General features: G+C 71.7%; 20 protein-coding genes. 13 read left to right on the forward strand and 7 right to left on the reverse strand.

From position 1 onward, the window contains the following. The first annotated feature begins 93 nt into the window (after window positions 1–93). Window positions 94–315, forward strand: a complete 222-nt coding sequence (locus ACFY8O_RS12245; RefSeq protein WP_006123601.1) for a helix-turn-helix domain-containing protein — start codon at window positions 94–96, stop codon at window positions 313–315. A gap of 152 nt (window positions 316–467) precedes the next feature. Further along, window positions 468–1259 (forward strand): enoyl-CoA hydratase/isomerase family protein, encoded by a 792-nt coding sequence (locus ACFY8O_RS12250; protein WP_145802592.1) that lies wholly within the window; start codon window positions 468–470, stop codon window positions 1257–1259. Between the two features lie 75 nt (window positions 1260–1334). On the opposite strand, the gene ACFY8O_RS12255 is transcribed toward ACFY8O_RS12250, so the two are convergent. Beyond that, window positions 1335–2105 (reverse strand): hypothetical protein, encoded by a 771-nt coding sequence (locus ACFY8O_RS12255; RefSeq protein WP_387900953.1) that lies wholly within the window; start codon window positions 2103–2105, stop codon window positions 1335–1337. Between the two features lie 93 nt (window positions 2106–2198). Between ACFY8O_RS12255 and ACFY8O_RS12260 the strand changes: the two genes are divergently transcribed. The 5 genes from ACFY8O_RS12260 to amaP are packed head-to-tail and all read left to right on the forward strand — an operon-like array spanning window position 2199 to window position 4532. Beyond that, window positions 2199–2693, forward strand: a complete 495-nt coding sequence (locus tag ACFY8O_RS12260) for an Asp23/Gls24 family envelope stress response protein (protein WP_145802596.1) — start codon at window positions 2199–2201, stop codon at window positions 2691–2693. Window positions 2694–2724: 31 nt separating this feature from the next. Continuing rightward, a complete protein-coding gene (locus ACFY8O_RS12265; RefSeq protein WP_145802599.1) occupies window positions 2725–2916 on the forward strand; it encodes a hypothetical protein in 192 nt (63 codons plus the stop codon). Continuing rightward, window positions 2913–3266, forward strand: a complete 354-nt coding sequence (locus ACFY8O_RS12270; RefSeq protein WP_145802601.1) for an Asp23/Gls24 family envelope stress response protein — start codon at window positions 2913–2915, stop codon at window positions 3264–3266. Before ACFY8O_RS12265 ends, ACFY8O_RS12270 begins: the two co-directional genes overlap by 4 nt. Then, window positions 3263–3949, forward strand: a complete 687-nt coding sequence (locus tag ACFY8O_RS12275; RefSeq protein WP_145802603.1) for a DUF6286 domain-containing protein — start codon at window positions 3263–3265, stop codon at window positions 3947–3949. Before ACFY8O_RS12270 ends, ACFY8O_RS12275 begins: the two co-directional genes overlap by 4 nt. 4 nt (window positions 3950–3953) lie before the next feature. Then, window positions 3954–4532 carry an alkaline shock response membrane anchor protein AmaP gene (gene amaP / locus ACFY8O_RS12280; protein ID WP_387900958.1) on the forward strand — a complete coding sequence of 193 codons (579 nt, stop codon included), beginning with the start codon at window positions 3954–3956 and terminating at the stop codon, window positions 4530–4532. Window positions 4533–4634: 102 nt separating this feature from the next. On the opposite strand, the gene ACFY8O_RS12285 is transcribed toward amaP, so the two are convergent. From ACFY8O_RS12285 to ACFY8O_RS12305, 5 genes are all read right to left on the reverse strand, one after another. Continuing rightward, window positions 4635–5390, reverse strand: coding sequence for an SDR family oxidoreductase (locus ACFY8O_RS12285; protein WP_387900960.1), 756 nt, complete (start codon window positions 5388–5390; stop codon window positions 4635–4637). Window positions 5391–5394: 4 nt separating this feature from the next. Then, window positions 5395–7188: a glycoside hydrolase family 15 protein gene (locus tag ACFY8O_RS12290; RefSeq protein ID WP_387900962.1), complete on the reverse strand. Its 1794-nt coding sequence runs from the start codon at window positions 7186–7188 to the stop codon at window positions 5395–5397. Window positions 7189–7247: 59 nt separating this feature from the next. Next, a complete protein-coding gene (locus tag ACFY8O_RS12295) occupies window positions 7248–8042 on the reverse strand; it encodes an SURF1 family cytochrome oxidase biogenesis protein (RefSeq protein WP_145802611.1) in 795 nt (264 codons plus the stop codon). 68 nt (window positions 8043–8110) lie between these two features. After that, entirely contained in the window at window positions 8111–8344 is a 234-nt protein-coding gene (locus ACFY8O_RS12300; RefSeq protein ID WP_073747930.1) for a hypothetical protein, read from the reverse strand. Window positions 8345–8407: 63 nt separating this feature from the next. Then, window positions 8408–9412, reverse strand: a complete 1005-nt coding sequence (locus tag ACFY8O_RS12305) for a DEDDh family exonuclease (protein WP_387900966.1) — start codon at window positions 9410–9412, stop codon at window positions 8408–8410. A 140-nt stretch (window positions 9413–9552) separates the two neighbouring features. On the opposite strand from ACFY8O_RS12305, the gene ACFY8O_RS12310 reads away from it, so the two are divergent. The 4 genes from ACFY8O_RS12310 (at window position 9553) to ACFY8O_RS12325 (ending at window position 13087) form a co-directional block, all read left to right on the forward strand. Next, window positions 9553–10272: a VIT1/CCC1 transporter family protein gene (locus tag ACFY8O_RS12310; RefSeq protein ID WP_387900969.1), complete on the forward strand. Its 720-nt coding sequence runs from the start codon at window positions 9553–9555 to the stop codon at window positions 10270–10272. A gap of 173 nt (window positions 10273–10445) precedes the next feature. After that, complete coding sequence (locus ACFY8O_RS12315) at window positions 10446–11345, forward strand: sterol desaturase family protein (protein WP_387900972.1); 900 nt, start codon at window positions 10446–10448, stop codon at window positions 11343–11345. After that, entirely contained in the window at window positions 11342–12022 is a 681-nt protein-coding gene (locus ACFY8O_RS12320; RefSeq protein WP_387900974.1) for a lysoplasmalogenase, read from the forward strand. The genes ACFY8O_RS12315 and ACFY8O_RS12320 overlap by 4 nt, the downstream gene beginning before the upstream one ends. A 21-nt stretch (window positions 12023–12043) precedes the next feature. Then, window positions 12044–13087, forward strand: a complete 1044-nt coding sequence (locus ACFY8O_RS12325; protein WP_145802619.1) for a zinc-dependent alcohol dehydrogenase family protein — start codon at window positions 12044–12046, stop codon at window positions 13085–13087. Between the two features lie 60 nt (window positions 13088–13147). On the opposite strand, the gene ACFY8O_RS12330 is transcribed toward ACFY8O_RS12325, so the two are convergent. After that, window positions 13148–14677, reverse strand: coding sequence for a S8 family peptidase (locus ACFY8O_RS12330; RefSeq protein ID WP_145802621.1), 1530 nt, complete (start codon window positions 14675–14677; stop codon window positions 13148–13150). A 302-nt stretch (window positions 14678–14979) separates the two neighbouring features. On the opposite strand from ACFY8O_RS12330, the gene ACFY8O_RS12335 reads away from it, so the two are divergent. Both ACFY8O_RS12335 and ACFY8O_RS12340 read left to right on the forward strand, forming a co-directional pair. After that, complete coding sequence (locus ACFY8O_RS12335; RefSeq protein ID WP_145802622.1) at window positions 14980–15345, forward strand: DUF485 domain-containing protein; 366 nt, start codon at window positions 14980–14982, stop codon at window positions 15343–15345. Beyond that, window positions 15342–16979, forward strand: coding sequence for a solute symporter family protein (locus tag ACFY8O_RS12340; RefSeq protein ID WP_145802624.1), 1638 nt, complete (start codon window positions 15342–15344; stop codon window positions 16977–16979). Before ACFY8O_RS12335 ends, ACFY8O_RS12340 begins: the two co-directional genes overlap by 4 nt. Window positions 16980–17141 lie beyond the last annotated feature (162 nt).

Below are 17141 nucleotides of genomic sequence, written 5' to 3' on the forward strand. Positions count from 1 at the left end.
ATCCTCTCGTACGGACCTTGCCGAATGGGTGGCCAGGAAGCCCAGGAGGGGTGATCATGAGAGTCCAGAGCGCACTTCCTTGAGGAGGCACGGGTGGCCGAGACTCTGAAGAAGGGCAGCCGGGTTACCGGCGCCGCGCGCGACAAGCTCGCGGCAGACCTGAAGAAGAAGTACGACTCCGGTGCGAGCATCCGGGCGCTGGCCGAGGAAACCGGCCGCTCCTACGGGTTCGTCCACCGGATGCTCAGCGAGTCCGGAGTCACGCTGCGGGGACGCGGCGGAGCGACTCGCGGCAAGAAGGCCGCTTCGGCCTGACGGCGGGCAGAGGTCAGGTTCGGGCTCAGGTCCGGACCTGGAGGCCCACCGGAACACCGGGTGGCCACCCGGCCGATCGCCAGATCGTCCGGGTGGTTACTGTTCAGTTACTTGCCAGTAAGTGCTGACTGCACCCGATCCGGAGGCGCTCCATGACCTCGCTCGACTCTGTGCTCGACAAGGACGGCGTACGGCTCACCGTCGAAGACGCGGTTGCCACGGTGACGCTCACCAACCCGGCCAAGCGCAACGCTCAGTCTCCCGCTCTGTGGCGGGCGTTGGCAGAGGCCGGACGGGCACTTCCCGGGAGCGTGCGGGTCGTCGTGCTGCGCGGTGAGGGCAAGTCCTTCTCCGCCGGCCTCGACCGGCAGGCGTTCACCCCCGAGGGGTTCGACGGCGAGCCGTCCTTCCTCGACATGGCGCGCGGCCCCGAGGCTGAACTCGACGCGACCATCGCCGCGTACCAGGAGGCGTTCACCTGGTGGCGCCGCAACGACATCGTGTCCGTCGCGGTCGTCCAGGGGCACGCGATCGGTGCCGGCTTCCAGCTCGCCCTCGCCTGTGATCTGCGGATCGTCGCCGAGGACGTCCAGTTCGCCATGCGTGAGACCAGCCTCGGTCTCGTCCCTGACCTCACGGGCACCCACCCCCTGGTGAACCTCGTGGGCTATGCCCGCGCGCTCGAGATCTGCGCCACCGGCCGCTTCGTGCACGCCGAGGAGGCCGAACGCACCGGGCTCGCCAACCTCGTGGTCCCCGTGGACCAGCTCGACGCGTCCGCGCGCGACCTGGCCGCCGCCCTGCTCGCCGCCCCCCGCGACGCGGTCGTCGAGACCAAGGCGCTGCTGAGCGGCGCCGTCTCGCGTACGTACGAGGAGCAGCGCACCGCCGAGCGGGCCGCCCAGGGCCGCCGGCTGCGCGACCTCGCGGGCATCGCGGACTGAACCGCCCGGACGGGCGGCTGGCCCGGCCGTGCCCCTCGCCGCGAGGCGAGGGGCGTCCGCCGTTCCGCGGCGCCGTCACCCCGGTGCCGGCGCTCCGTCCTCACCCCGTCGCCGTTCGCCCCGCTCCACCACCGCCGTGACCAGCACGGCGACGCCCGGCCGGCCCTCCACGGCGCCCGCCACCGCCCCGCGCACGGCCTGAGCCACGTCGAGCGCCCGGTGGCCCCCGTCTGTCGCGAGCTCCACCCGGACGTGCCCCTCCGTGTGCGTGACAGCGCGGCCCAGCACCCGGGTCAGCGCGACCACGCCCGGGACGCCGGCCGCAGCCGCCCCGGCGGCCCCCTCCGGTTCCGCCGGGCGTAGCTCGGACGGCCCCTCCGATTCCGCCGCGCGTCCCTCGGACGGCGGCTTCGCGACCGCGGCGGATTCCTCCTCCAGCAGTTCCGTCACCCGCAGGTCCACCTCGTCCACCACAAGGCCGAGGCGCTGCGCCGCAGCCGCCAGCAGAGCCGCCCGCAACGCGTCCGCGGTCACGGTCAGTGGTCGCCGGGCCGTGGCGGCGAAGGCCGCCTCGATCCGCAACGGGCCGGGCGGCAGGGCGCTGGGCGGCGGCGGAACCACTGGTTCCGGGGCCTCGTGGGCATCGTCGGCGGGGGCGATCCTCAGCGTCCCGAGCACCGCGCCCGAACCGCGGGCCGCGTCGCGCAACACCGCCGCCGCAGCCCTTTCCGCGATCCAGGAACCATCCTCGGGGTCACCCAGAGGCAGCAGCCTGCCCAGTCCGAGCCGCCGGCGTACGGCGGCGGTCCATCCGTCGGCCCGGTGCGGGCCGTCAGCCGTTGTCATTGCTCCACCCTGCCCCATCCGTGGCGCGGGACCGGGCAAGCGCACTTACTGTGGGCAACGGAAGTTACACCCGCCCCGAAGGGAAGAGCGGCGATGACCGAGACCCCACAGCGGAACCGGCCCGAGAACCCCGGCAGTGCGCCCGGCGGGGACGAGGGCAGGCAGAGCCAGTTCAGCAAGCGCGGCGGCGGCGCTCCCGGGACCCGCGGCCGCACCACCATCGCCGACGGCGTGGTCGAGAAGATCGCCGGAATGGCCGCACGTGACGTGGCCGGTGTCCATGTGATGGGCAGTGGCCTCTCCAGGACCTTCGGAGCGATGCGCGACCGTGTCCCCGGCGGCGGCAGGTCCGTGTCGCGCGGTGTCAAGGCGGAGGTCGGTGAATCGCAGACCGCCCTCGACCTGGAGATCGTCGTCGTCTACGGGGTGTCGATCAGGGAGGTGGCCGGCGACGTACGCGAGAACGTCATCGCGGCGGTCGAGCGGATGACCGGTCTGGAAGTCGTCGAGGTCAACATCGCCGTGAGCGACGTGAAGCTGCCCGACGAGGAGGACGACGAGGACGAATCCGAGTCACGCGTCCAGTAGCCCCACACGCGCGGCAGTTGAGGAGCACAAGATGAGCATGGCTGTGGTCGGCCTGGTGGCCGGCATGGCGCTCGGTTTCGCCGGTTACTTCGGCGGCTTCGGGGCCTTTCTGCTGGTGGCCGCACTGGGCGCGGTCGGCTTCATCGCCGGTCGCCTCCTGGACGGCGACCTCGAACCCGGCGACTTCTTCAGGCGCCGCGATCGCGGCGACCGGCGACGGTGACGGCGGTGACAGGCCGGGTCGACGCCGCCGAGCGCGGGCAGACCAGGATCGCCGACCGGGTCGTAGCGAAGATCGCCGCGCAGGCGGCGAAGGAGGCCGTGGACGAGCGGCCCAAGGGCGCCGCCTCCCCGCGCGCCACCGTCACCGTGCACCGCGACACGGCGCGCGTGCGGGTCAGCCTCGACCTGGCCTACCCCTGTGACATCGGCCGTCAGTGCGGTGCGGTGCGTCGTCGCATCGCCGAGCGGGTGAGAGCACTGGCGGGGATGGAGGTGCCCGAAGTGGCGGTTCAGGTCGAACGGCTGCACGCACAGGGATCGGGCGCGACACCGGAGGGGAGCATCCGATGAGCGAGCCCCAGGACCCGGAGAACAGCACGCGGCGCCTGCCCACGGTGGAGCCGGCACCCTCCGGTGGCGTAATCGAGATGGACCGGTCCGCGTCGGGCTCGACCTACGAGGCCGCTGACGCGGCGCAGCGGAAGGGCGGCCGTGCGGGCCGCTTCTGGTCCGGGCGCAGAGTCCCCGCCGCGCTGGTCGCCCTGATCGTCCTCGGTGGCAGCGGACTCCTGCTCTACGACATCGCGGCGGTCCGCGCCGACCACCCGGCCATGCAGTGGCGGCGCACGGTCGCCGACGACCTGGCGAGCCGTCACCTCGACGACGTATGGGTGCTCGCGGGATCCGCCCTCGCGGCTGCTCTCGGGCTCTGGCTGCTCGTCCTGGCCCTCACCCCAGGACTGCGCAAGCTTCTGCCCATGCGCCGCGAACACCCGGAGGTCCGGGCCGGTCTCGACCGGAACGCCGCGGCACTCGTGCTGCGTGACCGGGCGGTGGAGGTGGCCGGGGTACAGGCCGTACGGGTCAGGATGAAGCGCCGCAAGGCGAGCGTGCGGGCCGTCTCGCACTTCCGTGAACTCGACGACGTCAGGGCCGACCTGGAAACCATCGTGTCCACGGCGATCAGTGAGCTGGGCCTGGCGCGGCCTCCAGGCCTCTCCGTACACGTCCACCGGCCGGCGAAGAAGGGATGACCCCGTGATCGGAACCGTCAACCGGGTCCTGCTCGGCCTGGCCGGGCTGGTCCTGCTCGTCGTCGGCGGCGCCGTCCTCGTGACGGGCCTCGGTCTGTCCCTGCCCTCCTGGTGGCCCTGGGACGGCACGGACGACGTGCTGCTCAGCAGGTCCGACCGGACCAGGTGGCGGGACGAGGGCTGGTGGTGGCCCACCGTCATCGCCGTCCTGGCCGTCCTGGTGGTCCTGGCGCTGTGGTGGTTCCTGGCCCAGCTGCGCCGCAGACGCCTTGCCGAGGTGCTGGTGGACAGCGGCGACGGAGAGGGAGCGATGCTGCGCGGCAGGGCGCTGGAGAGCGTACTCGGCGTCGAGGCGGCCCGGCTGGACGGGGTCGCCGACGCGAAGGCCGCGCTCACCGGGCGGCGTACCGCCCCGCGGGCCAGGGTCCGCATGCTGATGGAGCCGCACGCGTCTCCCGGGCTGGCGCTGCGAGGCCTCTCCGAGGGGGCGCTGACCCACGCGCGGACCTCGGCCGGGCTGGACGAGCTGCCCGCCGAGGTCCGTCTGAAGGCGGTCAAGCACCACGTGGAACGGGTGACCTGACGGCGGGACGGGCCGGACGTGCTGCCCGCCGGGGTCCGTCTGAAGTCGGTCAAGCACCACGCGGAGCGGGTGACCTGACGGCGGGCCGTCCGCGACGCCGCCTCAGAAGCCGTGCCGGGCGCCGCCGTCGACCGGCACCATGATGCCCGTCAGGTAGGAGGCGGCCGGGGAGAGCAGGAAGGCCGACGTCTTCCCGAACTCCTCCGGGGTGCCGTAGCGGCGCAGCGGGATGCGCGCCTCGTTGGCCGTGCGGGACGCCTCCGCGTCGCCGGACAGGGCGTCGAGCTCTCGTACCCGGTCCGTGTCGATCCGCGAGGGCAGCACGCCCACGACCCGGATGCCGCGCGGGCCCAGCTCGTCGGCGAGTGACTTGGCGAAGCCGGCGAGGCCGGGGCGCAGTCCGTTGGAGATCGTCAGACCGGCGATCGGCTCGTGCACCGAGCCGGACAGGACGAAGCCGATGACGCCGCCCTCGCCGAGTGCCTCGGCCGCCGTTCGGGCCAGCCGCACGGCGCCGAGGAAGACCGACTCGAACGCCGACTGCCACTGGTCGTCCGTGTTGTCGGCGAGGAAGCCGGGCGCGGGACCGCCGACGCTGATGAGAATGCCGTCCAGCCTGCCGAAGCGTTCCTTCGCCGCGTCCACGAGACGTCGGCCGGCCAGCGGATCGGCGTTGTCCGCGCCGACGCCGATCGCCTCGGGGCCCAGCTCGGCGGCGGCCTCCACGGCGGTCTTCCCGTCCCGTCCGGAGATGACCACCTTGGCCCCGTCGTCGGCGAGGGCGCGCGCGGTGGCGTTGCCGAGTCCCCGGGTCGCCCCGGTGACGATGTACACACGGTCCTTCAGTCCAAGATCCATGGGTCTATCCTGCCAAGTCCTCACCGGCGAGGTCGACCGCGCTGTTCACCAGGCCGATGTGGCTGAACGCCTGCGGGTAGTTGCCGAGCTGGCGAGCCGCCACCGGGTCGTACTCCTCGGCCAGCAGCCCCACGTCGTTGCGCAGCTCCAGCAGCCGCTCGAAGAGCTCCTCGGCCTCCTCCCTGCGGCCCGTCCGCAGCAGGGCGTCGACCAGCCAGAACGAGCAGGCCAGGAAAGCGCCCTCGTCGCCGGGGAGCCCGTCCACCGACGCGCCCTCGGTGCTGTAGCGGCGGATCAGGCCGTCGTGGGCGAGCTCGTCGCGCACGGCGTCGACCGTGCCGATGACCCGGGGGTCGTCCGGCGGCAGGAAGCCGGTGCGCACGATCAGCAGCGTCGAGGCGTCCAGCTCCTGGGAGCCGTAGTACTGGGTGAAGGTGTTGCGCACGGGGTCGTAGCCCTTGTCGCAGACCTCCGCGTGCACGGCGTCCCGCATCGCCCGCCAGCGGTCGGCGTCGCCGGGGAGCTCGGGGTTCTCCTCCAGGGTGCGCACCGCGCGGTCGGCCGCGACCCAGGCCATCACCTTGGAGTGCACGAAATGGCGGCGCCGGCCGCGTACCTCCCACAGGCCCTCGTCCGGCTCGCGCCAGGTCGACTCCAGGAAGCCGAGCAGACTGAGCTGCAGATTCCAGGCGTGCGGCTTGTCGTCGAGGCCGGCGGTGCGGGCCACCCTGAGCGAGTCGATGACCTCGCCGTAGACGTCGAGCTGCCGCTGGCGCACCGCCGCGTTGCCCGTGCGGACCGGCAGGGAGTTCTCGTAGCCCCGCAGCCAGGGCAGCTCCGTCTCCGGGAGTCTGCGCTCGCCCGCGAGCCCGTACATGATCTGGAGGTCGGCGGGATCACCGGCCACGGCGCGCAGGAGCCAGTCCCGCCACGCCGCCGCCTCCTCCAGGTATCCCGCCGAGATCATGGCGCCCAGGGTGAGGGTGGAGTCCCGCAGCCAGCAGTAGCGGTAGTCCCAGTTCCGTACGCCCCCGATCTCCTCCGGGAGCGAGGTCGTGAGGGCCGCCACGATCCCGCCGGTGGGGGCGTAGGTGAGCGCCTTCAGGGTGATCAGGGAGCGGAGCACGGCCTCCCGGTGCCTGCCGTGGTAGGTGCACCGTGCCGCCCATTTCGCCCAGTCGGTGAGGGTGTGCTTCAGCGCCTTGTGCGGATCGATCAGCTTGGGCCGCGGGGAGTGCGAGGGGTGCCAGGTCAGGACGAAGGCCACCGACTCGCCCTCGGCGACCGTGAAGGAGGAGCAGGTGCTGAACTGCTGGCCCCAGGTCTTGACCGGCGGTTCGCTGCGCAGCCAGACGGAGTCGGGTCCCGCCACCGCCACCCGGTGCCCGTGCGAACGGCGCATCCAGGGGACCACGGAGCCGAAGTCGAACCGGAGCCGCAGGACGGAACTCATGTCGACGCTGCCGCTGACCCCCTGCACGATCCGCATGACGTCGGGTGCCTTGTCGCGCTGCGGCATGAAGTCGACGACCTTGACCGTCCCGGTCCTGGTCTCCCAGTAGGTCTCCAGGACCAGGGAGTCCTCCACGTAGCACCGCCGGGTGCAGGTCTCCGTGCTGTCGGTGCCCTGGGGGGCGATGCGCCAGTGCCCGTTGTCCTCGTCGCCGAGCAGCGCCGCGAAGCAGGCGCCCGAGTCGAAGCGGGGGAGGCACAACCAGTCGACAGAACCGTTCCTGCCGACCAGAGCGGCCGTCTGGAGATCGCCGATGAGGGCGTAGTCCTCGATGCGTGGGGTCACGCTCTGGCGTCTTCCCGAACCTGGGCTCCGCTAAGCAGCGAACAAGGTGGGAACAGCCCTCAGGCGGTGGCCGGCTCCGGCTCCCGCGCCGCCTCGGCGTCCGCGGCCGCCTGGGCACGGTCGCGCTTCTCCCGGCGTACGAGTACGACCCAGCCCACCGGGACACCCGCGGCGAACAGCCACCACTGGACGGCGTACGCCATGTGCGGGCCGATGGAGCCGTCGTCGGGGGCCGCGATCGTCTCGGGACTGCCGCCGGCCGGCTCGGGGCTCGTCAGCTCCAGGTAGCCGCCGAGGACAGGACGGCCGAGCAGGTGCGACTGCTGGGCGCTGTTGATCAGCATCACCTGACGGTCCGGCAGGCCCCGCAGGTCCTTGATGCCGCTGGCGCTCGTCGTCTCGTCCGCCTTGAGCCTGCCCGCGACGGTGACCTCGCCGCCGGGCGGCGGAGGAACCTCGGGGTAGGCCTGCTGGTCCGCCGCGGCGGGGACCCAGCCGCGGTTGACCAGGACGGTGCCGCCGCCCTTGAGGTCCAGCGGGGTCAGCACCAGGACGCCGATACGTTCGTCCCGCGAGGTGCGACGGCGTACGACCACCTCGTGCTCGGTGTCGAAGGTCCCGGTCGCCGTCACGGCCTTCCAGTAGTCGGAGCGCGGGACGGTGTGGCCGGGCGAGGTCACCCGGGCCACCGGGACGGGCTCCGCCTCGAGGTTCCGGGTGATGAGCGCGTTCTGCTCGACCCGGTGTTCATGCCGGTGCAGCTGCCAGAAACCCAGCTCGATCATCGTGGGAATCAGCGCCAGGACGAGGAGGGTGAGAATCACCCACTGCCGGGTCATCAGGAAGCGGTACACCCCATGACCGTACAACCGGGGTCATGGGGTGCGGCACGGAGGGTCCCCCGTGCGGACGGAGCGGACCGTCACACTTTGTCCACGATGCCCGCCCTCCCCTCGGCGCGGGCGCAGTGGCCGCCGCAGTACCAGTGGCCGTCGACCTCGACGCCCTGGCCGATGACCTGCACCCGGCAGTGCTCACAGATGGGCGCCATGCGGTGGATGGCGCAGGAGAAGCAGTCGAAGACGTGCACCGCGCCCTGCGCGTGCACCTCGAAGGACATCCCGTAGTCGTTTCCGCAAACCTCGCAACGTGCCATGCGCCACAGGGTGGGACGCGGGAGGGCGGCGGGCGAGCGGATGCCGGGCGAGTCGCCCCCGGTTCACTCCGATGACGGTGACGGCTTCGGCACGACGACCGAGGTCGCGGGTGCCACGTCCCGCAGCAGATGGGTGAAGGCGCTCTCCTCCAGGATCGGCGTGCCGAAGGACTTCGCCTTCACCGTCTTGGACGTCACGGAGTCCGGATCGTTGGTGACCAGCAGGCTCGTCAGCCGCGACACGCTGGTCGCCACGTGCAGACCGGCCTCCACGGCGCGGTCCTCCAGGAGCTCCCGGTCGACGGAGGTGTCTCCGGAGAACGCCACCCGCATGCCCTGCATGAGAGGTTTGTCCGACTCGTACCGCCCCGGGTTCGGGTAGGGGCACGCGGGACGCTTGCGCGAGGGGCGCCAGCTCTGTGTCTGCGAGGGCCGGTAGCCGGCGCGCGGGGTGACCGGGGAGTCGTACCACTCCGTCAACGGACGGCACTCCAGCAGCGGCAGCCGCACGCCGCCCCGGGCCGCCGCGTGCAGGCTCGGGCGGAACGCCTCGGCCAGCACGCGTGCGTCGTCGAGGGCGTGGTGCGCGCGTTGCTGCACGACTCCGAAGTGCGCGGCCAGCGACTCCAGCTTGTGGTTCGGCAGGGGGAGCCGGAGCTCCTTGGACAGCGCGATGGTGCACAGCCGCTGCTCGACGGGCGCGGTGACCGCCGCGCGTGCGTACTCCCGGGCGATCATCGACCAGTCGAACGCGGCGTTGTGGGCGACGAGCACCCGCCCGGCCAGGCGCCGGGACAACTCCTCCGCGACCTCCGGGAAGAGCGGCGCGCCCTCCAGGACGTCGCTGGTCAGCCCGTGGATCCAGACCGGACCGGGATCGCGCTCGGGGTTCACCAGGGTGTACCAGTGGTCCTCGACGTCGCCCTGGGCGTCCAGGCGGTACACGGCAGCGGAGATTATCCGGTCGTCGCGGGCGAGTCCGGTGGTCTCCACGTCGACGACCGCGTACCCCTTGGGATACGCGGCCGGCCACGGCGCTGCGGTCTGACGGTCGTCGAGCATGGTCACAGAGAATACGGGCCGGGACCGACAGTGACCTATCCGGGCGGTCCCGCCATGAACCCTGTGGTAGCGGAGAGCAGTTGACGGGGGGCCGGAACCGCGGGTCGCGGATGCGCCTGGCAAGGGGGCGGTGAGACGCTCCCGGGGTGACGGAGACACAGGCGCAGACACACGACGAACCCCACCGCGGCGGACTCGGTGCCCGGCTCAACTGGCTCCGGGCCGCGGTGCTCGGCGCCAACGACGGAGTGGTCTCCACGGCGGGCCTGGTCGTCGGGGTGGCCGGGGCAACGGGTGACCGGTCCACCCTGCTGACCGCCGGCCTGGCGGGGCTGCTCGCGGGCTCCATGTCGATGGCGGCCGGCGAGTACGTGTCGGTGTCCACCCAGCGCGACTCGGAGAAGTCCGCGCTGGAGACGGAGGAACGGGAACTCCGGGAGACCCCGGAGGCCGAGCTCGCCGAGCTGACCGGACTCCTGGAAGGGAAGGGGCTGAGCAACGCGCTCGCCCGGGAGGCCGCGGTACAGCTCACGCAGCGCGACGCGCTACGGGCCCACGCCGAGGTCGAGCTGGGCATCGACCCGGACGAACTGACCAACCCGTGGCACGCGGCGGGAGCGAGCTTCCTGGCCTTCACGGTGGGTGCGCTGCTGCCGCTCCTGGCGATCGTGCTGCCGCCGCCCTCCGCGCGGCTGGCCGTCACCGTGCTGTCCGTGCTCGCGGCGCTCGCCCTCACCGGCTGGTGGAGCGCCCGGCTCGGCGAGGCGCCCGCCGGGCCTGCGGTCCTGCGGAACATGGCCGGGGGAGCCGTGGCCATGGGCGTGACCTACGGGGCGGGTGTGCTGCTCGGGGCGGCGGGGGTGTGAGGGCGGGGCTTCCTCCGGGCCTGCGGTGCGATCCCTCCGCGAAGTGACGCGTCCCTGACCTCCCCGGGCCCGGCAGTTGGCGGAACCTGCCAAACACTCATGACACCGCGTCTCACATACTTGTCGGTAACACCATCTATGCCCGGTGCCACCGGCGGCCCTACGGTGCACGCATGGAGCCGAACCTGCCCGATGTCGTGCTGTGGTCGATCCCGGCCTTCGTCCTGCTCACCGTCCTCGAAATGGTCGTCCACCGGCTTCACCCGGACGAGGAGGCCGCCGGGTACGACGCCAAGGACGCCGCCACCAGCGTCACCATGGGACTCGGCAGCCTGGTCTTCGACCTGCTGTGGAAGATACCCATCGTGGCGATCTACGCCGCGGTCTACGAACTGACCCCGCTGCGCGTCCCCGTCCTGTGGTGGACGATCCTGCTCATGCTCCTGGCCCTGGACTTCTTCTACTACTGGTCCCACCGGGGCCACCACGTCATCCGGATCCTGTGGGCCTGCCACGTCGTCCACCACTCCAGCCGCAAGTTCAACCTCACCACCGCGCTGCGCCAGCCCTGGACGTCCCTCACCTCCTGGCCCTTCTACCTGCCGCTCGTCGCGCTGGGCGTCCACCCCGCCGCGCTCGCCTTCTGCTCCTCGGCGAACCTCGTCTACCAGTTCTGGGTGCACACCGAGCGGATCGACAAGCTGCCCCGGCCCTTCGAGTACGTCCTCAACACGCCCTCCCACCACCGGGTGCACCACGCCTCCCAAGGCGGCTACCTGGACCGGAATTTCGGCGGGATCCTCATCGTCTGGGACCGGCTCTTCGGCTCGTTCGCGGCCGAGACCGAGCGTCCCGTCTTCGGGCTCACCAAGAACATCAGCACCCACAACCCCCTCCGCGTCGCCAGCCACGAGTACGCGGCCATCGCCCGCGACGTGCGGGCCGCGGCAACCTGGAGCGAGCGGGCGGGCCGCGTCTTCCGGGGCCCGGGCTGGCAGCCGGCGCCCACCACCGGGACGGCGCCGGCCACCGTCACCGCCCCGCAGCCGCAGACCGCCGAGGGCACCGGATGACGCCCCGCGCCGGTGCGCCCCGGCTCGTACGCCCGCTGCTCGTCGCGTTCCTCGCCGTCTCCGCCGTCCATCTGGCAGGGCTCCTCGCCGGGACGGAAGCGGTGCACGTGGCCACCAAGCCGCTGCTGATGCTCCTGCTCGCCGCCTACGCCGCGGCGCGCGGCGGACGCCGCCTGCTGATCGCCGCGCTGCTGTGCGGCTGGGCGGGCGACGTGCTGCTGATGCCCGACGCGGAGGCCGCGTTCCTCGCCGGGATGGCCTTCTTCGCCGCGGGGCACGTCTGTTATCTGCTGCTCTTCGGCCGGGCCCCCGTGCGGACGGTCGCCGGTCTCGTGTACGCCGTCGTGCTCGTCACCTTCGTCGTGCTCCTGTGGCCGGGGCTGCCGGGCGGACTACGCGTGCCCCTCACCGGATACAGCCTGCTGCTCACGGCGATGGCCTGGCGGGCGGGGGTCCTCGGCCGGGGCGCCGCCGCCGGCGGGGCCCTCTTCCTGCTCTCCGACGCGCTCATCGCGACCGGCATCGCGGAATGGCCCCCGCTGCCCGCTCACCACTTCTGGATCATGCTGACCTACATCGGCGCGCAGTACCTGCTCACGCGGGGGGCGCTCGACGGAGGAGTGGATTCCACCGGCGCCGCCCCCGAGGCGTACCGTGAGGGGCGTATCAGAATCTGAGACCAGCGAGGACCCCCACGCATGCGCGCCACCGTCATCCACGGCCCCCACGACATCCGTGTCGAGGAGGTGCCCGACCCCACGGTCCAGCAGCCCACCGACGTGGTCCTGCGGGTGCTGCGTGCCTGCATCTGCGGCAGTGACCTGTGGGCCTACCGGGGCGAGTCCGCACGGCAGCCCGGTCAGCGCATCGGCCACGAGTTCCTCGGTGTCGTCGAGGAGGCCGGTCCCGGGGTCAACGGCTTCGCCCCCGGCGACCTCGTGGTGGCCCCGTTCGTCTGGTCCGACGGCACCTGCGCCTACTGCGCCGAAGGGCTCACCACATCCTGCCCCCAGGGAGGCTTCTGGGGGTCGGTCGGCTCCGACGGCGGGCAGGGCGAGGCCGTGCGCGTCCCGTTCGCCGACGGCACCCTGGTGAAGCTCCCGGCGGCCGCCGCCTCCGACGACCGGCTGCTCACCGCCCTCCTGGCCCTCTCCGACGTCCTGGGCACCGGGCACCACGCGGCGCTCGGCGCGGGCGTGCGGCCGGGCAGCACCGTCGCCGTCGTGGGTGACGGCGCGGTCGGCCTGTGCGGCGTCATGGCGGCCAAGCGGCTCGGCGCCGAGCGGATCATCGCGCTGGGCCGCCACCAGGCCCGTACCGACATCGCCCGTGCCTTCGGTGCCACGGACGTCGTCGCCGAGCGCGGCGACGCCGCCCTCGCCGCCGTGCGCGAACTGACCCGCGGGGAAGGCACCCACGGGGTGATCGAAGCGGTCGGCACGGAGCAGTCGATGCGCACGGCCCTCGGCATCGTGCGCGACGGCGGCTCGGTCGGATACGTCGGAGTCCCGCACGGCAGCGGTACCGGAGTGGACCTCGGCGTCATGTTCGACCGCAACATCGCGCTGCGGGGCGGCGTGGCGCCGGTGCGCACGTACATCCCCGACCTGCTCCCCGACGTGCTCGACGGCACGATCGACCCGTCGCCGGTCTTCGACCTGACGGTCGGGCTGGACGGCGTGCCGGGCGGCTACAAGGCGATGGACGAGCGCACGGCGCTCAAGGTCCTCGTCACGCCGTAGCCGGCGGGGCGGAACGCGGGAGGGGCCGGGGACAGCTGTCCCCGGCCCCTCCCTCATGTCTTACCTGCGGACCGCGTCCAGCGCGTCCACGACACCGGCTCCGTAGAAGCCGTTGTACTGCGTGCCGCCCTCGCAGACGGCGTCGACGGTGCCGTCACCGTCGATGTCGTACGGCGCACCGCACGCGGTGGCGTCGGCCTGGTGGGTCAGCAGCGCCTTCACCACCGCCGGCGAGGCATGCGGGTGGGTCGACTTGATCAGGGCCGCGACGCCCGCGACGTGCGGGGACGCCATCGACGTACCGGCCTTGTAGCCGAATCCGCCACCCGGCAGCGTGGACAGGATCAGACCGCTGACGGCCGGTGCCTCCGGCGTCTGGTAACGCGTCGAGTCACCGCCCGGGGCGGCCACGTCGATGACACCGAGACCGTAGTTGGAGTACGAGGACTTCAGCCCCTTCGCGCCGGTCGCCGAGACCGTCACGACACCCGGCAGCATGGTCGGGATGTCGGGGCAGGCGCTCGGGTCGACCGTGCGCGTGACCGGCGTCGTGTCGTTCGGGCTCGTGGAGTCCTCGATGGCGTCGAGGGCCAGATCGTGGTCGGAGTTGCCGGCCGCCGCGACGTTGACGACGCCCTTGCCCTCCGCGTAACGGGTGGCGCGGGTGATCGCCTCGACGAGGGCGCCCTGGTCGGGGTCGTTCTTGCAGTTGAACAGCCAGGGGTCCGTGTAATAGCTGTTGTTGGTCACGTCGACGCCGTGCTCGGCCGCCCAGACGAAGCCGCACACGACGGCCTCGGTGTAGAAGAAGCCGGCCGGCGTGGACACCTTGATGCCGGAGACCTTCACGCCGGGAGCGACGCCCGTGACGCCGGTGCCGTTCTTCGCCGCGGCTATGGTGCCCGCGACGTGCGTGCCGTGGTCGCTCTCGCCGGCCGCGGGACGCCAGGCGCCGTCCGTGGTGTCCGGGGCGCCGGACACGCAGTTCACCGAGGCCTCGCGGTCGAAGTTCGGTGCCAGGTCCGGGTGGGTGTCGTCCACACCCGTGTCGATGACGGCGACCGTCACCTTGCTGCTGCCGAGCGACTTCTCGTGCGCCTTGTCCGCCTTGATGGCGGGCAGGTCCCACTGGAGCGGTTCGAGCGCGTCCTGGCCGGCCACGGCCTCGTCCGCCGCCGCCCGTGCCTGCGCGGCGGTGAGGGGCTGCCCGACCCCGACGTCCTTCGTCGCCTGCGGGACGATCGGGTTGGTGCGCGTGGCGCCCGCCGACTGGACGCCCTTGGCCTTGCGGATCGTCGGGCCGAAGTCCGGGTTCTTCGAGTGGACGACGACGACGCCTATCTTGTCGTACGACGTCACGACGGTTCCGCCGGCCGCGGCTATCGCCTTGCGGACCTGCTTGACGGTGCCGTGACCGGCCCGCGTGTTCACGACGTACGACAGCTGGGGGCCGTCTGCCGTCACCGCCGCCGGCTCCTCCGCGGGTGCGGCTGCTGCGGTCCCCGTCGGGAGGAATCCGAGCGAGGCCGTGAGCGCGAGTCCGACGGGCAGCGTGAGTACGCGTGTCCGTCTGGATGCCAGATGAGCCATGGGTTCTCCACATCATCCGTGCCAGTGGTCCGGGCACAGGCGTGACCGGACCGGTACATGACCTGTGAAGTTATCGCTGATCTTCCCGGCGCATCAATGAATACGGGCAAGTGAGTTCGAGGTGTGACCTCCGGGAGGCGCGTCCAGGGGCCTGTACCGCAGAAGACCGAACCTGCGGTGAACCGCTTCGCCGCGCTCTCCGTGCCGTTGCACAGGGAGCCGTGCACCAGCCCCGATCACGCAGAGGACTCCCTGTGAAATCCACCGTGCCCACCACCACACCCGCGTCGCGAGGAGAATCCGTGGCTACCGAAGCACCGCCGCCCCAGAAGCGTGAGGACGACAGCCCCGTCCAGCCCACGACCGAGGCGTTCCTCGAGGCGCAGAACAGTGCGGAGTTCACCCAACTGCGCCGCTCCCACCGCTCCTTCGCCTTTCCGCTGACCGTCGGCTTCATCGCCTGGTACCTGCTGTACGTGCTGCTGTCCAGCTACGCCGGCGACTTCATGGGCACCAAGGTCGTCGCCAACTTCAACGTGGCCTTCGTCTTCGGCCTCGCCCAGTTCGCCACCACGTTCCTCATCGCCTGGTTCTACTCGCGCCACGCCACGAACAAGCTCGACCCGCAGGCGGCGGCCATCAAGTCCCGTCTGGAGGCCGACGCATGAGCGCCGCGTACGCATCCCACCCCGTGATCCAGCTGGCCGCCTCGTCCACGACGGAGCACCGGCCGCTGATCATCACCCTCTTCGCGGTCTTCGTCGCCGCGACCCTGGGCATCACCGTCTGGGCGGGCCGCCAGACCAAGAGCGCCTCCGACTTCTACGCCGGCGGGCGGCAGTTCACCGCCTTCCAGAACGGCCTCGCCGTCTCCGGCGACTACATGTCGGCGGCGTCCTTCCTCGGCATCGCCGGGGCCATCGCGCTCTTCGGCTACGACGGCTTCCTCTACTCCATCGGCTTCCTCGTCGCCTGGCTGGTGGCCCTGCTGCTCGTCGCCGAGCCGCTGCGCAACTCCGGCCGCTACACCATGGGCGACGTCCTCGCCTACCGGATGCGCCAGCGGCCGGTGCGCACCGCCGCGGGTGTCTCCACCATCGTCGTGTCGATCTTCTACCTGCTCGCCCAGATGGCGGGCGCGGGTGTGCTCGTCGCCCTGCTGCTCGGCATCACCAGCGACGCAGGCAAGGTGCTCATCGTCGCGCTGGTCGGCGTACTCATGATCATCTACGTCACCATCGGCGGGATGAAGGGCACCACCTGGGTCCAGATGGTCAAGGCCGTGCTGCTCATCGCGGGCGCGCTGCTGATGACCCTCATGGTCCTCTGGAAGTTCGACTTCAACGTCTCCGACCTGCTGGGCACCGCCGCGGAGAAGAGCGGGCACGGCGCCGCGTTCCTGGAGCCGGGCCTCAAGTACGGCGCCACCGACGTGTCGAAGCTGGACTTCATCTCGCTCGGCATCGCGCTGGTGCTCGGCACCGCGGGCCTGCCGCACATCCTGATCCGCTTCTACACCGTCCCGACCGCCAAGGCCGCCCGCAAGTCCGTGAACTGGGCCATCGGCATCATCGGGGCCTTCTACCTGATGACGATCGCCCTCGGCTTCGGCGCCGCGGCGCTCATCGGGCCCGAGGAGATCAAGGCGAAGAACCCCGCGGGCAACGCGGCGGCGCCCCAGCTCGCCGAGTACCTCGGCGGGGTCGGCACCACCGGTGGCGCGGTCATGCTGGCCGTCATCTCCGCCGTTGCCTTCGCGACGATCCTCGCCGTGGTCGCGGGCCTCACGCTCGCCTCCTCGTCCTCCTTCGCCCACGACATCTACGCCAACGTCATCCGCAAGGGGAAGGCGACCGAGAAGGAGGAGATGAGCGCGGCCCGCTGGGCCACCGTCGCGATCGGCGTCGTCTCCATCGGCCTCGGCGCGATGGCCCGCGACCTGAACGTCGCAGGACTCGTCGCCCTGGCCTTCGCCGTCGCCGCGTCGGCCAACCTGCCGACCATCCTGTACAGCCTCTTCTGGAAGCGCTTCACCACCCAGGGCGCCCTCTGGTCGATCTACGGCGGCCTCGCCTCGTCCGTCCTGCTGGTGCTCTTCTCCCCGGTCGTCTCCGGCAAGGCCACGTCCATGTTCCCGGACGTGGACTTCGCCTGGTTCCCGCTGGAGAACCCGGGCCTCATCTCCATCCCGCTGGGCTTCCTGCTCGGCTGGCTCGGCTCGGTCCTCTCCAAGGAGGTGCCGGACAAGGGCAAGTACGCCGAGCTCGAGGTCAAGTCCCTCACCGGCACCGGAGCCCACTGACCCGGCAGCCCGGCCGCCCGCGGAGCCCCGTCGCGCAGACCCGCGACGGGGCTCCGTCGTAGGGATCTACGACGGAGCCCCGTCCCACCTCGTGGCAACCGCGCTCCCTGGATGTCACCGCTCTCGCGTAGTCTCGGAGGAGTCAGAACCGCAACCGCGGAC

Origin of the sequence: Streptomyces argenteolus, assembly GCF_042902585.1 — a bacterium.
GTDB lineage: Bacteria > Actinomycetota > Actinomycetes > Streptomycetales > Streptomycetaceae > Streptomyces > Streptomyces argenteolus.